Below are 16,296 nucleotides of genomic sequence, written 5' to 3'. Positions count from 1 at the left end.
TCAATTCATAGGCGCTAGTCTAGCAAAATCACTGCTATTTCAGGCAGGTTTTCGCAAGATTATTACGCTTTTCACCATAGTTTTATCATGCGCGGTACAATTGCTGTCATTACCGCATAAACTTATCCTATTTAACTTCTTATCCAATTGCTATAAGTGAGATGTCATGTCCGTCTATACCCAGTTAACCGATGATCAGTTTGCCGCCTTTTGCCAAAGCTTTGGTGTGTCGTTTGCCCGCGCGATTCCGATCACTCAAGGTATTAAAAACTCAAACTGGTTTATTCAAGCGACTGACGATGTAGACGGCACATACTCTTACGTATTCACTTTATTTGAAGAGCGTCCGCCCGCTGATATCGAAAAAATGGCCGTTATCCTCAATCAGCTAAATGGCAAGTTACCAGTCGCCGCGCCGCTAGCCGTTGTTGAATCAACTGGTTCGCAAACGGATGGCGACGATAAGCGCTATGTCATCCACTATGAAGACAAGGCAATTACTTTAGTGCCGTGTTTAGCAGGCTCACATCCTGATCAAACCACGCAAGCGATGTGTCATGACATTGGCGCGGCATTAGCAATGTTGCATGAAACGCTACAAGCATTGCAGCCAAGTGAGCAGTACGGCGTGCCTTTGTACCCATGGGCAGATGTGCGCGACCGTGAAATGCAGTTCATGCCAGGTGACGAAGCCAAGCTGATGAGCGATATCTGGCGCTCTTATTCAGAATTACCACTGGCAACTTTGCCAAAAGGTCTGTGTCATTTAGATATGTTTGCTGATAATACCTTATGGAACCTACAAAAAGGCGAAGCGCGGCTGACGGGCCTGTTGGATTTTACCGAAGTCAGCGTTGAGCATTATGTGATGGATATTGCGATCACTATCAATGATTTTTGTACCACGTGGGGCGTTGCAGAACAAGGCGAATCCGTTAACTTTGATCGCAGTAAAATGGCGGCGTTCTTACAAGGTTATGAATCGATCCGCCCGCTAAACAGTGATGAAAACCGTGCACTACCTGTTATGCTAGCAAAGGCCGCAGTGATTTTCTGGTTATTACGCCTAAATGTGATTCACTACAACCGTACCGAAGGCCGTACGGGTGATAACATCATGGTCAAAAACCCTGACTTGATGAAACGTCTGGCGGCTTACCATTGGGCGCATGTTGAAAAGTCGCAAAATACCGTATTCGTACTATTAAGCAAACCAGACAATCAAATAGTCGGCGTGTTTAGCAGTATCACGCAAGCTGAGCAAGCGCAGGAAACATTAAATAGTAGTGAGTTTGCAATCAAAGAATATACGTTAGATCAATTGTCTTAAGTATTGCTTATTTATTCTAGTACCAATGCTAGTACTAATTTTAGTACCGAAACCTTAGAGGCGACCCCATGACCGATCAAGTTGATAACTGGCACAAACTGGCGCGCTACGATACCAATATGCAGGGTGAGCTGCACGCCAACCTACTACGTAATAACGGCATCACCGTGTCCTTGCAACCGCTCAGCGCTATCCCTGGCATGAACTCGGGTATCGTTCTCTGGGTAGAAAGTACTGATCTGGCAGAAGCTCAGCGCATTTTGGATACCATCCCAACTGATGGGGCCGCTTTGCTTGATGAAATGAGTGATGCTGACTTTGATGCGCTATCTGCTGCTCAAAGCAATCCTATTCAAGGTAACTCGATAATAGACGACGATAACGGCGGTAATGATTAAATGTGTCAACTCTTAGGAATGAACTGTAATACCCCAACGGATATTGGCTTTAGCTTTGCAGGGTTTCGCAAGCGCGGCGGGATGACGGACAGTCATGAAGATGGCTTTGGTATTGCCTTTTTCGAGCGCAGCGAATGCAGCAATAATGACAAAACCAACGATGAGACGGCAAATGACTCAACGGGTTTGCGTTTGTTTCATGATAATCGTCCAAGCCATCTGTCGCCAGTTGCTGATTTGGTTAATAATTATCCAATCAAAGCCATGAATGTCATTGCGCATATTCGTAAGGCAACGCAAGGGCAGAACTGCTTGGCAAACACGCATCCATTCGTCCGTGAAGTCTGGGGCGAGCAGTGGGTATTTGCGCACAATGGACAGATGAATAGCGAATTTATCAAACGCTGTCAGCGCCTACAAGACAACGGCAATGCCTCACACTGTCAGCCCGTTGGTTCAACTGATTCTGAAATGGCATTTTGCTATTTGGTCAATCGTCTAAAGAGTAGCTTTAAGTCACGCCCTGATGACAAGACACTGTTTAATTTTTTGACTACGCAATGTCGTTATCTATCTGCCAATGGGTTATTTAATTGCTTAATATCGAATGGCAGGTGGCAACTGGCTTATGCGGGCAGCTTACTGTTTTATCTCACGCGTAAAGCGCCATTTGGTGAAGCGAAACTCGCTGATGATGATATGGCGATTAACTTTGGTGATGTGACTACAGACACGGATAAAGTCACTATCTTGGTCACCGTGCCATTGACTGAAAATGAGAAATGGCAGCAGTTAGCGGTCAATGAGTGCTTAATCTTTCAAGACGGCGATGTCATTTATAAAGACAGCCCAAGTCAGCGCAAGTTTTTAACAGTGGACGAAGGCATTGCGATTGCACGAGCCGTTGGGGCGAGTGTTTAGGGAGCGATAATTAATGTTGTTTAAATAAAACCCCCACAACACCGTTTAAATTTCTCACCAGACCCACAAATGCACGGTTGTTTTTGGCTGACAGTCATCGCAACCGTCGGGTCTAAGAAATACCAGCGCGCATCGCTATTAGCCTTGTCTTCTACCTTTACGAAGGTGGACAGCTCATGATGCGCCTGTATTTTTTCTGCTAAATCAACTGCATTATCTTTGGCATTAAAGTAAGCCTTAAATTCAACCTGTGCATGACGTTTACCCAGTTTTGGCGTGTGCTCTACAATCTCTAGTCCTGCCCAATCTGTCTCTTTTGCCCAACTGTCAATCGCTACAACATCAAGTAATGCTTGCTGAGCAGGCACTGTGGTCTTGACGATATACTCTGGTTTTATGAGCACAAAGGCACTATAGCGCGTGCGCATAAGCCGTTCGGCTGTCTCCGCTTTTATACCATCTGCTTTGTCAACCTCATCATTATAAAAAGCATCATGATAAGGCTGGCAGCAGTTTTGATAGGATAGCTGCGCGTCTGTCGTCTCTGCTGTTGGATTGATTTGGCAAGGGCAAGTATCTGGGTAAGATTGCATGTTTTACTCTAATTTTTGTTTGGACTCATTCGTTTAGGCTTAATGGCCTTATGATAATTTTATTGCAGCATGCTTTTTATTAATTCTGGCAATATACCGACTTTGAGCTGCGCCCATGCGGAAGGATCACTTAATCGTGACCAAAACATCTCAAAAGGTGGGGCGGCGTATACCAGTAGTGCAAGGATAGTATATAAGAGCAAATACCACCATTTGTCTTTTGGCTGATAAAACTTCATTGCCGTGCCCGATGAACGTTTCATTTTCATATTGGACAAGTTGACGCTATATAGCTCATCCAATGATAAGTGCACCATTGCGCCACCAAATAAAAACAGACCATAAAACCAACTGGTCGTCAGTGGTAGGTGCAAGCCATAATAACTTAGGCACGTCAGACCCAATCCCAGTATCGCCATATACGGCACAGAGTGGATGACGCCGCGATGCACCGTCATAGTAGTAAAAATATGAAAGACGACGTAACGCATAAAACCGTAGCCAGCCAACCACAATACTATCAATGCCAGTAAGCTCAAGTCACTACGCCAATGCATGACCAGCCCAAAGGCAAATATAAACGAGGTGATATTAAAACCGAGCTTAATCGGTGTTGAATTATCAGAGTCCAAGTCTGGCAACAATCCACCGATAGTACCAAGCGCCACGCACACCAAAAATCCCGAATCATCAATCAATCCAGCTTTATAAACCGTCAAACTCAGTGTGCCGCTGATCATAAAGGCGACATTTAAGTGGGTATTAAAATTTGCCATAAAACTCATTCATCCATAGCGCTCAAAAAGTCCTTTCGAGCGGCGTATCTAGCAGTAAAAAAGCGCACCATGATACCATAGACCATCCATACGTCTAATAGAGATAGCCTGTAAGAGAGAGCTTCTATGCCTGCCAGTGATTTACCCGCCACACTTAACTCTGACACTCATACTAAGCAGCTGCCTGTAGTAGAAGGTCAGCTTGATAACAGCTTTGCTACCATTGACTGGCAAGTGCCTTGGTTGTCGCATATTACTCAATTGAGTTATATCAGCAACACGATTGAGCGGCTTAGTCGCTCGAAATCACAGAGAAATAGCTTGGATAGTTTAAGTAATTTGGGTGATTCAGAAGGTTTGGATAATGCGAAAAGCCCAAATAAGCACGATATAAATGCTTCTGAAATCAATACGCCTGACACGATTGCCAAAGTCTTAAAAACGGCGATGGCGCAGCAGTCAGATCACTTACAACAGTCATTGCCGCATACCAAACCTGCCCATGGTCATGCGCCTCAAACGCTACAGTTTGTCTCTCAAAATGCATTGCCTGAAGGGGAAGCCTATGAGCATTTCATCGGCACGAGCGGTAACATCCCGACCCGTGACAACTTACATGATTTATTTAACGGCAGTATTTGGCTGACTTTTCCGAAGACTAAAGCTATGCTCAATTACTACCATATGCTAGAAATCGCTAAGCAGGGTATTAGTGAGCGTCGAGGGCGTGTGCGCGACACCATTACTGTCTTTGATGAGAATGGGGCAGTGCTAGTGACTTCTGATGCTAGTATCGGTGAGGCATTAATCAATTTCGACTGGCAGGCAAGTTTGGTGAAACCACGTGCTAAATGGGACAACCCAACCCAGCCTGATAACAGCGCTCAAGCCGCAGTCTATATCTTCGGCCATGCATTGCTTGAGCAGTTGGTACACCCACGCAAACCTCTATGCGCTCACAGCATTGTCATTCACGTTGCACAAGAATTCTTTACCTTATCATTAGCTAAACGTATGCGCTATTTGGATGACAAGGTTGCCAAATACATGGACACATTATTATCAAATGATGAAGTCAAACCGCGCCAGCTTGCGCCGTTACCTATTTTAGGGGTGCCGCATTTTTGGGCAGAAAATGCCAATACTGGCTTTTATGAAGACAGCTACGTGTTCCGCAGTGGACGACGTAAAAAAGACAAAAAATAAATAGAAAGGGATTGCTTAAAAATAGCTCGCTAAACCGTTGTTACGTTTACGATTGTGCCACGATTCGACAACGTCCAGACGTTAACAAAGCCTTATATGTTTGTTATGGTAAAAGGGAGTTTCTGTTAATCACTACAGATATGATTATCTCTTTTGTTAACACAGACTTATATCAGACAGTTTTGCGAAACTGCTCTGCTGATCCAAGACAGATCAATCATTTATTGAGCCACCAGTCATACATAAACTTATAATAATTTATGTCCAGGATTTATAACAACGATAAGGAAGCTATCATGAGTGATATTTTTGATGTAAAAGACACCCTTTCGGTTGCTGGCAAAGAACATGCCTACTACAGCTTGCCAAAGCTGACCGAAACTTATGAGCATATCAAGACACTACCATTTTGTATGAAAGTGGTATTAGAAAACTTATTGCGTAACGAAGACGGCGGTCAGTCGGTTGGCAAAAACCATATCGAAGCGGTTGCCAACTGGGATGCAGGGGCTGAGGCGTCAAAAGAAATCGCCTTTATGCCAGCGCGTGTGGTATTGCAGGATTTTACTGGTGTACCTTCAGTAGTCGATTTGGCCGCGATGCGTGATGCAGTGGTCGAGCTTGGCGGTAAGGCTGAGCAGATCAATCCGTTTATCCCTAGTGAGCTGGTCGTCGATCACTCTGTACAGGTCGATGCTTATGGTCGCGAAGATGCGCTAGATTTGAACGAAAAAATTGAATTTAAGCGTAACAATGAGCGCTATGAGTTTTTGCATTGGGGCAAGCAAGCCTTTGAAAACTTCGTCGTGGTACCGCCAGCGACAGGTATCGTGCATCAGGTTAACCTTGAGTATTTAGCCCGTGTGGTGATGGCAGCAGACGTCGATGGCGAGCTGACGGCTTATCCAGATACAGTGTTTGGTACAGACAGCCATACCACGATGATTAATGGCATTGGCGTGCTTGGTTGGGGTGTGGGCGGTATCGAAGCTGAAGCCGCAATGCTAGGCCAACCGTCATCGATGCTGATTCCACAAGTAGTTGGTTTTGAGTTGAAAGGCAAGCTAACTGAAGGCGTCACCGCAACCGATTTGGTACTACGTGTCGTTGAGATGTTGCGTGCACATGGCGTAGTAGGCAAGTTTGTCGAGTTTTATGGCGAAGGCTTACATAGTATGCCGCTAGCGGATCGCGCTACCATTGCCAACATGTCACCAGAGTATGGCGCGACTTGTGGTATTTTCCCAATTGACCAAATGGCGATTGATTACCTGCGTCTATCAGGTCGTGACGAAGAACAGATTGAGCTGGTCGAAAAATATGCCAAGGCGCAAGGCTTATGGCACGATGCCGATACACCTGCGGCGACTTATTCAAGCAAATTAGAACTAGATTTGTCATCAGTACAACCAGCACTAGCAGGGCCAAACTTGCCACAGCAGCGTATCAATTTGTCTGATATGCATGAGAAGTTTGGCGAAACGCTAGAGAAAATGACCAAGGATCGCAAGTCAGAAGTAGAAGGCAAAGTACGCTTTGATCAAGAAGGCGGCGAGCAAGAGCAAGCTGAACACTTAGCGGCTGAGCCAAATATCGAAGTTGATACCAGTGATGATAACACAGGTTATGCGCCAGCAAACAATGTCTTCTCAAATGTCAGTATCGATGATAAGCAACACAAACTACGAGACGGGTCGGTAGTTATTGCCGCCATTACTTCTTGTACCAATACTTCAAACCCAGCGGTAATGATTGGTGCAGGTCTAGTGGCCAAAAAAGCGGCTGCCAAAGGTCTTAAAGCCAAGCCTTGGGTTAAGACATCGCTTGCACCGGGTTCTAAAGTGGTCACCGACTATCTTGAGAAAACCCATCTGATGGATGAGCTAGAAAAAACAGGCTTCTACTTAGTAGGTTATGGGTGTACCACGTGTATCGGTAACTCAGGGCCATTATCAGAAGAGATCGAAAAAGGCATTGAAGAAAATGACTTAGTCGCGGCGGCAGTACTGTCTGGTAACCGTAACTTTGAAGGTCGTATTCACTCGCATGTCAAAGCCAGTTACTTAGCGTCACCACCGCTAGTGGTTGCCTACGCGTTGGCAGGTACAGTGGATATCGATCTGACCACTCATCCGCTAGGACAGGATCAAGATGGCAATGATGTATTCCTAAAAGATATCTGGCCGACTTCAGAAGAAATTAACGAGTTAATTGCCAACAATATCGATGCTGATATGTTCCGCAAGAACTATGGCGAAGTGTTCGATGGTAGTGCCGCGTGGAACGCGATTAGTTCAGCGGATAGCCAATTGTATCCATGGGATGAAGGGTCAACATATATCAAAAACCCACCGTTCTTTGATGGTATGACCATGGAGCCAGAAGGTATCCCTGATATCGAAGGCGCGCGTATCCTAGGTCTATTTGGTGACTCGATTACTACCGATCATATCTCACCAGCAGGTAATATCGATCCAGACTCACCAGCAGGTAAGTACTTGCAAGAGCGCGGTGTGATGGAAGCAGACTTCAACAGCTATGGTTCACGCCGTGGTAATGATGCAGTCATGACCCGTGGTACCTTTGCCAACATCCGTATCAAAAATACCATGATGGGCGGTAAAGAAGGCGGCTATACCTACTACTTCAAAGATGACAGCGCTACGCTACAAGATGGCGAAGAGATGCCTATCTATAACGCAGCGATGAAATATAAAGAAGACAAGCTTCCGCTCGTCGTACTTGGTGGATCAGAGTATGGTTCTGGTTCGAGCCGTGACTGGGCAGCTAAAGGTACTATCTTGCTAGGCGTAAAAGCGGTATTGACCAGCTCGTTTGAGCGTATTCACCGTTCAAACCTCGTCGGTATGGGCGTGCTACCATTGACGTTTAAAGATGGTCAAAATGCAGAGACATACAAACTAGATGGTTCTGAAGTGCTGAGCATTACAGGGCTAGATAATGGCGAGAGTAAAACAGCCACGGTTATGGCTACACGTGCTGATGGTTCGGCAGAAACCTTTGAGGTAAATGTCGGTCTACAAACGCCAAAAGAGCGCGAATATGTGCGTCATGGCGGCGTATTGCACTATGTACTACGTCAACTGGCTGCTGAGAGCAAAGAAGCTGGCTAGTAGTTAGTTAAGCTTTATATGATAAAAAGCCCAATCTCCGTCAAAGTAGGGGATTGGGCTTTTCTATGGAAGACGTTTTTTCTTCTTGTTACTTTACTCTTCAAGCCTTCTCAGTCAACAGCTTAATTCCTAGCCCCATAAATACGACACCACTTATTTTATTCATCATGGATTCAATTTTTGGATTCTCTCTTAGTTTTTTGCTGAACTTTGACGCCAACATCGCCAAACATAAGCACCATATAAAGCCAGTGGTGGCAAAAGTCAGCCCCAACATCAAAAATGACAGCATGCCATAAGCATAACTAGCGTCGATAAACTGCGGGAAGAACGCCAAGAAGAATAAAGCGACTTTTGGATTAAAAGTATTGGTTAACACACCTTGCTTATATATTTGCCAACCATCTACAGCCTTTTGGCTAGTCACGTTCTGATCTTTGGATAAATTGTTTGCAATCGAGTTAGAGTTTTTGCTCGTCAGCATCTTAAAGCCTAAATAACACAAATAGCTGGCTCCAATATATTTAACAATCATAAAAGCGGTAGGGGAGTTGGCAAGTAATACGGACAATCCAAACGCTGCCAATAACGTATGTACCAAAATACCCGAAGTAATGCCAAGAACAGAATAAAACCCTGCTGTTTGCCCCTGTGAAATACTACGGGTGATGATGTACATGCTATCTGTACCTGGCGTTAGGTTTAACAAAATAGCCGCCAAGATAAACCCTAGATAATTTTCGATACCAAACATCGCAATCACTTCCCTTTAATCACGCCAAGCCCCATCATTTACAGGATGTGGCTGCACTTTATAAATATGCTTATCAGGTCGATATTAACGAGTATTAAATAGGTTGGCAATAGTGCTATCAACAGTAAGCTAGCAGCTATTAATAATAAGCTAACGACAATAGAATATAGGATGTTGAGAAACGACAGACATAAAAAAGCCCAGTCACCGTATGATGACTGGGCTTTTTTATTGTTCGCTTATTAGTCTAATCTGATGCTAAGCAAAAGTGCTAATAAGTGACGCCGAATAGTGGCGTCCCCAGGGGGATTCGAACCCCCGTTACCGCCGTGAAAGGGCGGTGTCCTAGGCCTCTAGACGATGGGGACGCATAGAGTGTTATAACCAGTGGTTACAACGGTACTTCACAATATCAGATAGCTTAGTAAATAAGCATTGCCTAGGTGCTGATATCGTCCTACTAGCGAGTATTTATTATTACGTTTCAGTAATACTGAGCGTTGCTATAAATAAGTATGGTGGAGCTAAACGGAGTCGAACCGTTGACCCCTTGCATGCCATGCAAGTGCTCTACCAACTGAGCTATAGCCCCTCGCTAAGAGTGTGCGTATTTTATGTAAGAGCAGCAGTCTTGTCAACAACTATTTTAAAAATAATGCATAAATATGCAAAAAAAAGTGATTTAGCCTATTTTAAAGGCTCAATAAGCCCAAATTAACGTGGATTTTGCTTAAGTGCAATCTCTTTAATGGCTTTATCGGTATAAAACTCTTCTTCGCTACCATCAGAAAAAATAATTGCACAGCATTCAGTTGGCATATATTGACCGCCTTTTTCTCGAATCGTTCTGATACCTTTGACGCCAATGATGTCATATTCGCCCAATTTATCTAGATTATGCTTGGTGTAACTACAGTAAGTGCTGTATATCCATTTTAAATCTTCGAAGTCTTGGCCCTTGATCAGGGTCAAAGTTGCATCAAAAAGCTCCTTTACGATGGCATCATAGTATTTCTGTGCTTCTTTTAGGGTATTAAAGACATAGTCTTTGCTTTCTATCGTGACGGTTTTGGCGGCCATGTTTATTTCCAATTGAAATATTTAATAAAAGATGTCTAATAATACGAGGGTAGTTGTACTGCCTAACAACGAAAAAGGGTCAGAGATGGCCTGACCCTTTTACATTCGACAAGTTTAGCTAGTTAACTGTTTAGTAGATAAGCTATTCAGCTTCTAAACTATTCAGTAACAGCCAAAAAATCTGGCAACTCTGCTGCTTGTTTCTCAAGTTTTTTCAGTTTCTTTTTACCAAGGCCACCCAGTACATCAACGGCGTGACGCAAGCGAGTCAATGTCATATCGGCGCCGATAATCGCCATAGAGTTCATGACTGGCGTAGACGAGGTGCTACCAGCGATAGCGATAAAGAACGGCGCCATAAAGTCACGCATTTTAATATCAAGATGAGCAGCAAGGCCTTTTAGCGTGGCATAGATGTTTTCTTCTGACCACGTTGGTAAGACTTCTAATTGCCAAAGCGCTAATTGCAGCATCTCGATAATTTGCTCAGGCGTGAGTGATTTATGAGTGAAGCTCTCAGCATTGATATCAGGTAGGTTTTGGAAGTAGAAACCGCCCCAATTAACCGCATCAGACAATAGCTCGATACGTGGCTGAATCGCCGCTGCGATAGCCGTTAGCTTATCACTGTTACTAGCCCATTCAAGGATTTTATTCTTTAGCTCTTCAGGGCTAAGCGCACGTAGCCATTCTGCATTGAGCCAGTTTAATTTTTCGATATCGAAGATAGGGCCGCCAAGCGACACACGCTGAATATCAAAGCTGGCAATCATTTCTTCTAGTGTGAATTGCTCAGCATCATTAGGCATTGAGTAGCCCATACGACCGAGATAGTTTAGCAGCGCTTCAGGTAGTACGCCTGCATCACGATAGTAGGTGATAGAGGTTGGATTTTTACGCTTAGACAGTTTTGATTTATCAGGGTTACGCAGTAGCGGCATGTGGCAAAGGGTCGGCATTTCCCAACCAAAATAATCATATAGCAGTTGATGCTTAGGCGCAGAGTTCAGCCACTCTTCACCGCGCATCACATGAGTGATTTCCATCAAATGGTCATCGACGACGTTGGCTAAATGATACGTTGGCATGCCGTCTGTTTTTAGCAGTACTTGCATATCGACTTGAGTCCAAGGGAACTCAACGGTGCCACGTAGCATGTCTTGTACCTGACAAGTGCCTTCGGTCGGTACACGCATACGAATCACGTGCGGTTTGCCCTCGCTTACCAATTGCTCGGTTTTTTCTGGTGCAAGATGGGCACAGCGACCATCATAACGAGGGGTCTCGCCATTGGCCATTTGTTCAGCGCGCATAACATCTAACTCTTCACTGGTACAAAAACAGCGGAACGCATGATCTTTTTCTATGAGTATCTCAGCGTGCTTTTTATAGATATCGCTACGCTCGCTCTGACGATAAGGGGCGTGTGGGCCGCCAATATCTGGGCCCTCGCTCCAATCCAGACCAACCCAACGTAGGGCATCCAAAATCATTTGTTCTGATTGCTCAGTCGAGCGAGTCTGATCAGTGTCTTCGATACGTAAGATGAATTCGCCACCGTGAGCTTTGGCAAAAGCCAAGTTAAACAGGGCAATATAGGCAGTACCTACGTGTGGGAAGCCAGTTGGCGATGGGGCGATACGCGTGCGCACAGGGCGCGTGCTGTCAGTAGAGGTTTGCATGGTAAAAGTCTCAAAGTTTGCTATCGATATAAGCTATTAGTATAAATAGCGATGAAAGATATGAAGTCGATGTTAAGAAATAGCGTAAAATATAGCGCTAGTATAACAGAGACATGTGATATTTTTAATGAAAAGCCCTTCTAGTGCTTGACTACAGGTGTATCCTTGCGATAATAATGCAAAGCAAGTCATAACTTGTTTATTTTCATCTAATTACTGGCCAGTATGGTCGTCATCTATTGAGTTGTTTGTGTCCCTATCAAAGTCTAAGCCAAAATCGAAAGCCAGTCCTTCTGCCGCCGCTGATCTCTCTGAGTCAGTGTCTAGTCCTCCTGCTGTAAAGGATGCGTCTACGCAAGATGTCGATCTGGATGTTACTCACACCCGTCATGAGGACAATATCACGTCTGATGAATTTAGTTTCGTCCATGATGCGGTGCTGCTGCAAGAGACCGTCGCAGCAGTACTAGGTGTGAAGTCCTTGCCCAAGCAAACAGAAGGCGACCAAAATAGCTTAAATATAAGTGGTATCTATGTTGATGCGACCTTTGGTCGTGGCGGCCATAGCCGACTGCTATTAAGTCAACTCGCAGATGATGCCACACTGATTGTTTTTGACAAAGATCCGACCGCCATTAGTGTGGCGCAAGAGTTGGCAAGCAAAGACAGCCGCGTGCGTGTGGTTCACGATAGTTTTGCGACGTTGACTGACAGTCTGGCTGCTATGGGCATCAGTGAAGTTGATGGCTTAATGGCAGATTTAGGCATTTCATCACCGCAGATTGATGATGGTAGTCGCGGCTTTAGCTTTATGCGCGACGGGGCAGTAGATATGCGTATGGACACCAGTCGAGGCCAGTCAGTTGCCGAATGGCTCGAGAAAGTCGATGATGAGACGTTGGCCAATGTGCTTTATGATTTTGGCGAAGAGCGTCACAGTCGCCGTATTGCTCGTGCTATCAAACAGATGGAGAGCTACGAGTCTACGCTTGAGTTGGCAGAAGTGATCAAAGTAGCGCATCCCAACTGGCAGCGCGGCAAACATCCAGCGACGCAAAGCTTTCAGGCCATGCGTATTTTTATTAATAATGAGCTGGGCGATGTTGATGACTTTTTAGAGCAAAGCGTTCCTATCTTAAAGTCAGGTGGGCAGCTTGCGGTCATTAGTTTTCACTCATTAGAAGATCGCCGTATCAAGCAATTTTTGCAGCGACATAGCAAAGGCCAATATCCAGAAGACGAAAACCTGCCAATGCCGCCGAATCGTCCGCGCTATTTTAGCAAGCCAAGACGTGTCGGCCCAAGCAAAGCTGAGACGAGTCAGAATCCGCGTGCGCGTAGTGCATGGCTGCGTATGGCAACGCGTACTGACACAGCTTATGAGCAGACGCCAGCACCATAGAACATCATGCTGCCACAAGCCATAGTCGAATATGATTATTGAGTAGTCTAAGATTGCTAATGTTTGTCTAAATGATGCGCAAATGTCCTAATGGCTACGCCACTGTTAAAAATCTGTAAATATTGTCTGTTAGGCTCAGCAGTTGGTTTTTATCTGCATGATAGTTGCACAGATTTATATGTAGTATAGCCATGCAATGTGTCTGGTTGTGGTATGACCTATTGATAGCCATGAGTTGTAATGATTTATGGCTCCTGAATAAATTAGCTATCGAATATATTTTCTATGTTCGGTTTTTTAGGTTTAGTTTTTATACTTATAAGTGTCTTTGGTTTTATATTTATCGATGGTATGACCGAAGAATGACACGTTCATCTTTCGCAATCCGTTATCTACTCTATCGTTTACGTTCACCTTTTTGAGATCGTCATGGCAATATCTGACAAACCTGCGAATCGCCGCACTGCTACACCTTATAATACCGATGTCGGCGAGCTGTTCGTGCGCCGGTTTAATGTGGTGAGCATTTATGTGGTCGTGCTACTGCTATTGGCAGCCACGATTGTATGGAGTGGTATCAAAACTGCCGAAGAAGTTCAGCAATATCATCAGGACTACAAAACCTTGCAAGACATGAAAAAACAAGAACGTAAGCTACAAGTAGAGCATCAGCGTCTATTGATTGAGCAACAAACCTTTAGTGCCACGCCGCAGATTGCCAGTCGAGCGGTTGCTGAATTGGGTATGTATTCGCCAACATTAAAGGATAAGCTGATTATTCAGCCTGGTGTCGCTACTGCATTGGTGCCAGTGGTTACGGAAGACTCAGATGAAGATTTAACTGAAGTGATTGGGCCACGTGCCTCTACTGACATCTCTCCTGAAGAACCAGCGACGGAGGCAGGACAATGAGTGAGAAAAAGCCTAAATCCACCGCAAAAAACACCAGTAAAAAACCAGCCAGTGGCAAGGTAACCAAACCTCTCCGCCGAGCCAGTGCTGCTAAATCTGGTCAGACGTGTAGCAAACCTGATAAAGCTGCAAGTAATCGTAAGGCCAAATTGTTTGGTCGCATCAAAAAAAGTGACACCCAAGGCGCTTATACCAGTGTAAAAAACCGCAAAAGTAAAATGGTTTTTTCGAGCAAAGCGTCAGGTGCGTCAGCTCTCGGTGGTTTCGAACAAGACAAAAACCGTTTTCGTATGGTTTGGGGTCTAGCACTGGTCATATTAGCGCTACTGATTAGCCGCGCCTATTATATTCAGGTTGCCAACGCACAGTTCTATCAAGACAAAGGCAATGAGCTCATTACCAGTGAGCGTACCCAAAAATCTTATCGCGGTATGATTACCGATCGTAATAATCTACCGCTTGCAGTCAGTGCGCCGCTCGCGACAGTTTCGTTTAGTCCGCATGATTATTCGCGTGAATATTACGAGCTAAAGCGCATTATCATTACCAATCCTAGCAGTCCACAATTACAGGCGCGTATGCAGAAGCGTCTAGATAATATGGATCTGACAAAGCTAGCCGCTGCTGCCAATATCTCGGTCGATGAACTGAAAAAAGTCACTGCTATTGATGACAGTATCGATGTGACCGATGAGAAAGCCGTAAAAGCAGCTTTGCCATCTGGTGCGGGCTCACACTATTTGCCACTACTTAATAAGGTCACGCCTGAGATTGCCCAAAGCGTTAGCTCGCTTGACTTCCCTGGCGTCTACGAAAAGAATTTCTTTCAGCGTTATTACCCGCAGCCACAGTCTAATGCACAACTGCTGGGCTTTATGGGTCAAAACGCCAAAGATCCTGAAGGCGGCTACGAAGGCCGTGCTGGTATTGAGCGTCAATACGAAAAAGAGCTGGCAGGTGATGACGGTAAAGTTCTGGTTCTAAAAGATGCCAAACAAAACAGCCTAAAAGAAATCAAACAAATCGAGCCAGAAGTACCCGGCAAAGATGTGGCGTTGACAATTGATTCGCGCTTACAGTATTTGCTGTATAAAGAGCTAGAAAAAGCTGGGCGTTTGCAAAAAGCCCGTTGGTCAACGGGTATGATCGTTGATGTACAAACTGGTGAAGTGCTGGCACTATCGACATGGCCGTCGTTTAACTCGAACAACCTTAACGAGATGACGGGTGAAAACCAGCGTAACCGCGCACTGTTAGATGTGTTTGAACCAGGCTCGGTGATGAAACCGTTTACCGTTGCAGCAGCGCTAGACTCGGGTAAATATACGCCAACGACTTTGATTGATACCAATCCTGGTTCGATTCGCGTACGTGGCTATACCATTCGAGATCATAATAATTTGGGTATGATTAACATGGCCACGCTACTACAAAAATCCAGTAACGTGGCCTCCACCAAGATTGCGCTATCACTGCCAGCCGATGCTATTAGTAATATGCAACGACAGTTTGGCTTTGGCTCAAAGACACCTTTACAGTTCCCAGGTGAGGGCAGTGGTTTGATTGTCACGCCAAAAGAAAAAGAAACCTCGCGTCGTGCGACGGTTAGTTATGGTTATGGTCTGCAAGTGACATTAGCACAGGTTGCACAGGCGTATTCAGCCCTAGCAGCAGGTGGAGTCATGCATCCATTAACTTTAATTAAAGATGATAAGTCACAGCCAAGCAAACGCATTATGGCGCATGAGCAGGCAATGTCGATTGTACAGATGCTTGAGAGCGTGACTGAGCCTGGTGGTACGGCAAAAGCTGCTGCTATTGATGGATATCGCGTGGCAGGTAAAACGGGTACGTCACGCCGCATCAATCCAGACGGTGGTTACTATACGGATCAGTATCGTAACGTCTTTGCTGGTATGGCGCCTGCATCTAATCCAAAGCTGGTAGGTGTGATGCTTATCGAAGACCCGCGCGGTCAGATTTATGCTGGTTTAACGGTCGCACCTGTCTTCCATAATGTGATGAAAGAAGCATTGCGATTGTATAATGTGCCTTTGGATAAGCCACTAAAAACGGAAGCGCAGTAAGCGTTCAATTATTTTAAATGT

Annotated in this window: 13 protein-coding genes and 2 tRNA genes; 8 read left to right on the top strand and 7 right to left on the bottom strand. The window is 44.9% G+C overall.

Going from position 1 to position 16,296, the window contains the following annotated elements:
- The first annotated feature begins 166 nt into the window (after positions 1-166).
- The 3 genes from SJY28_RS02950 to SJY28_RS02940 all read left to right on the top strand — a co-directional run bounded on the left by SJY28_RS02950 (position 167) and on the right by SJY28_RS02940 (position 2,649).
- A complete protein-coding gene (locus SJY28_RS02950) occupies positions 167-1,330 on the top strand; it encodes a homoserine kinase (RefSeq protein ID WP_379543372.1) in 1,164 nt (387 codons plus the stop codon).
- A 68-nt stretch (positions 1,331-1,398) separates the two neighbouring features.
- Positions 1,399-1,728 (top strand): hypothetical protein, encoded by a 330-nt coding sequence (locus SJY28_RS02945; RefSeq protein WP_379543371.1) that lies wholly within the window; start codon positions 1,399-1,401, stop codon positions 1,726-1,728.
- A complete protein-coding gene (locus SJY28_RS02940; RefSeq protein WP_057762068.1) occupies positions 1,729-2,649 on the top strand; it encodes a class II glutamine amidotransferase in 921 nt (306 codons plus the stop codon).
- 20 nt (positions 2,650-2,669) lie between these two features.
- Here SJY28_RS02940 and SJY28_RS02935 read toward each other — a convergent pair whose 3' ends face one another.
- Positions 2,670-3,242 (bottom strand): YchJ family protein, encoded by a 573-nt coding sequence (locus SJY28_RS02935; RefSeq protein WP_379543370.1) that lies wholly within the window; start codon positions 3,240-3,242, stop codon positions 2,670-2,672.
- 59 nt (positions 3,243-3,301) lie between these two features.
- Positions 3,302-4,018 carry a hydrolase gene (locus SJY28_RS02930; protein ID WP_379543369.1) on the bottom strand — a complete coding sequence of 239 codons (717 nt, stop codon included), beginning with the start codon at positions 4,016-4,018 and terminating at the stop codon, positions 3,302-3,304.
- Positions 4,019-4,144: 126 nt separating this feature from the next.
- Between SJY28_RS02930 and SJY28_RS02925 the strand changes: the two genes are divergently transcribed.
- Together SJY28_RS02925 and SJY28_RS02920 are read left to right on the top strand one after the other, a co-directional pair.
- A complete protein-coding gene (locus SJY28_RS02925) occupies positions 4,145-5,224 on the top strand; it encodes a DUF3025 domain-containing protein (RefSeq protein WP_379543368.1) in 1,080 nt (359 codons plus the stop codon).
- A gap of 296 nt (positions 5,225-5,520) precedes the next feature.
- On the top strand, positions 5,521-8,358 hold the full coding sequence (locus SJY28_RS02920) for an aconitate hydratase (protein ID WP_379543367.1): 2,838 nt from the start codon (positions 5,521-5,523) through the stop codon (positions 8,356-8,358).
- Between the two features lie 100 nt (positions 8,359-8,458).
- Here SJY28_RS02920 and SJY28_RS02915 read toward each other — a convergent pair whose 3' ends face one another.
- From SJY28_RS02915 to gltX, 5 genes are all read right to left on the bottom strand, one after another.
- Complete coding sequence (locus SJY28_RS02915) at positions 8,459-9,112, bottom strand: LysE family translocator (protein ID WP_379543366.1); 654 nt, start codon at positions 9,110-9,112, stop codon at positions 8,459-8,461.
- A 292-nt stretch (positions 9,113-9,404) separates the two neighbouring features.
- Positions 9,405-9,480 (bottom strand) — tRNA-Glu (locus SJY28_RS02910).
- Positions 9,481-9,628: 148 nt separating this feature from the next.
- Positions 9,629-9,704, bottom strand: a tRNA-Ala gene (locus tag SJY28_RS02905).
- A gap of 122 nt (positions 9,705-9,826) precedes the next feature.
- Complete coding sequence (locus SJY28_RS02900; RefSeq protein WP_379543364.1) at positions 9,827-10,192, bottom strand: hypothetical protein; 366 nt, start codon at positions 10,190-10,192, stop codon at positions 9,827-9,829.
- Between the two features lie 158 nt (positions 10,193-10,350).
- Positions 10,351-11,874: a glutamate--tRNA ligase gene (gene gltX / locus SJY28_RS02895; protein ID WP_379543363.1), complete on the bottom strand. Its 1,524-nt coding sequence runs from the start codon at positions 11,872-11,874 to the stop codon at positions 10,351-10,353.
- A gap of 367 nt (positions 11,875-12,241) precedes the next feature.
- Between gltX and rsmH the strand changes: the two genes are divergently transcribed.
- From rsmH to SJY28_RS02880, 3 genes are all read left to right on the top strand, one after another.
- On the top strand, positions 12,242-13,276 hold the full coding sequence (gene rsmH / locus SJY28_RS02890) for a 16S rRNA (cytosine(1402)-N(4))-methyltransferase RsmH (protein ID WP_379544907.1): 1,035 nt from the start codon (positions 12,242-12,244) through the stop codon (positions 13,274-13,276).
- Between the two features lie 429 nt (positions 13,277-13,705).
- Entirely contained in the window at positions 13,706-14,188 is a 483-nt protein-coding gene (locus SJY28_RS02885; RefSeq protein WP_379543362.1) for a cell division protein FtsL, read from the top strand.
- On the top strand, positions 14,185-16,275 hold the full coding sequence (locus tag SJY28_RS02880; protein ID WP_379543360.1) for a peptidoglycan D,D-transpeptidase FtsI family protein: 2,091 nt from the start codon (positions 14,185-14,187) through the stop codon (positions 16,273-16,275). Before SJY28_RS02885 ends, SJY28_RS02880 begins: the two co-directional genes overlap by 4 nt.
- Positions 16,276-16,296: the final 21 nt, after the last annotated feature.

This window comes from Psychrobacter sp. R86515 (assembly GCF_042466315.1).
Taxonomy (GTDB): domain Bacteria; phylum Pseudomonadota; class Gammaproteobacteria; order Pseudomonadales; family Moraxellaceae; genus Psychrobacter.
Note: the sequence above shows the minus strand (reverse complement) of the source record. Positions and strands in the feature narration are given on the sequence as shown.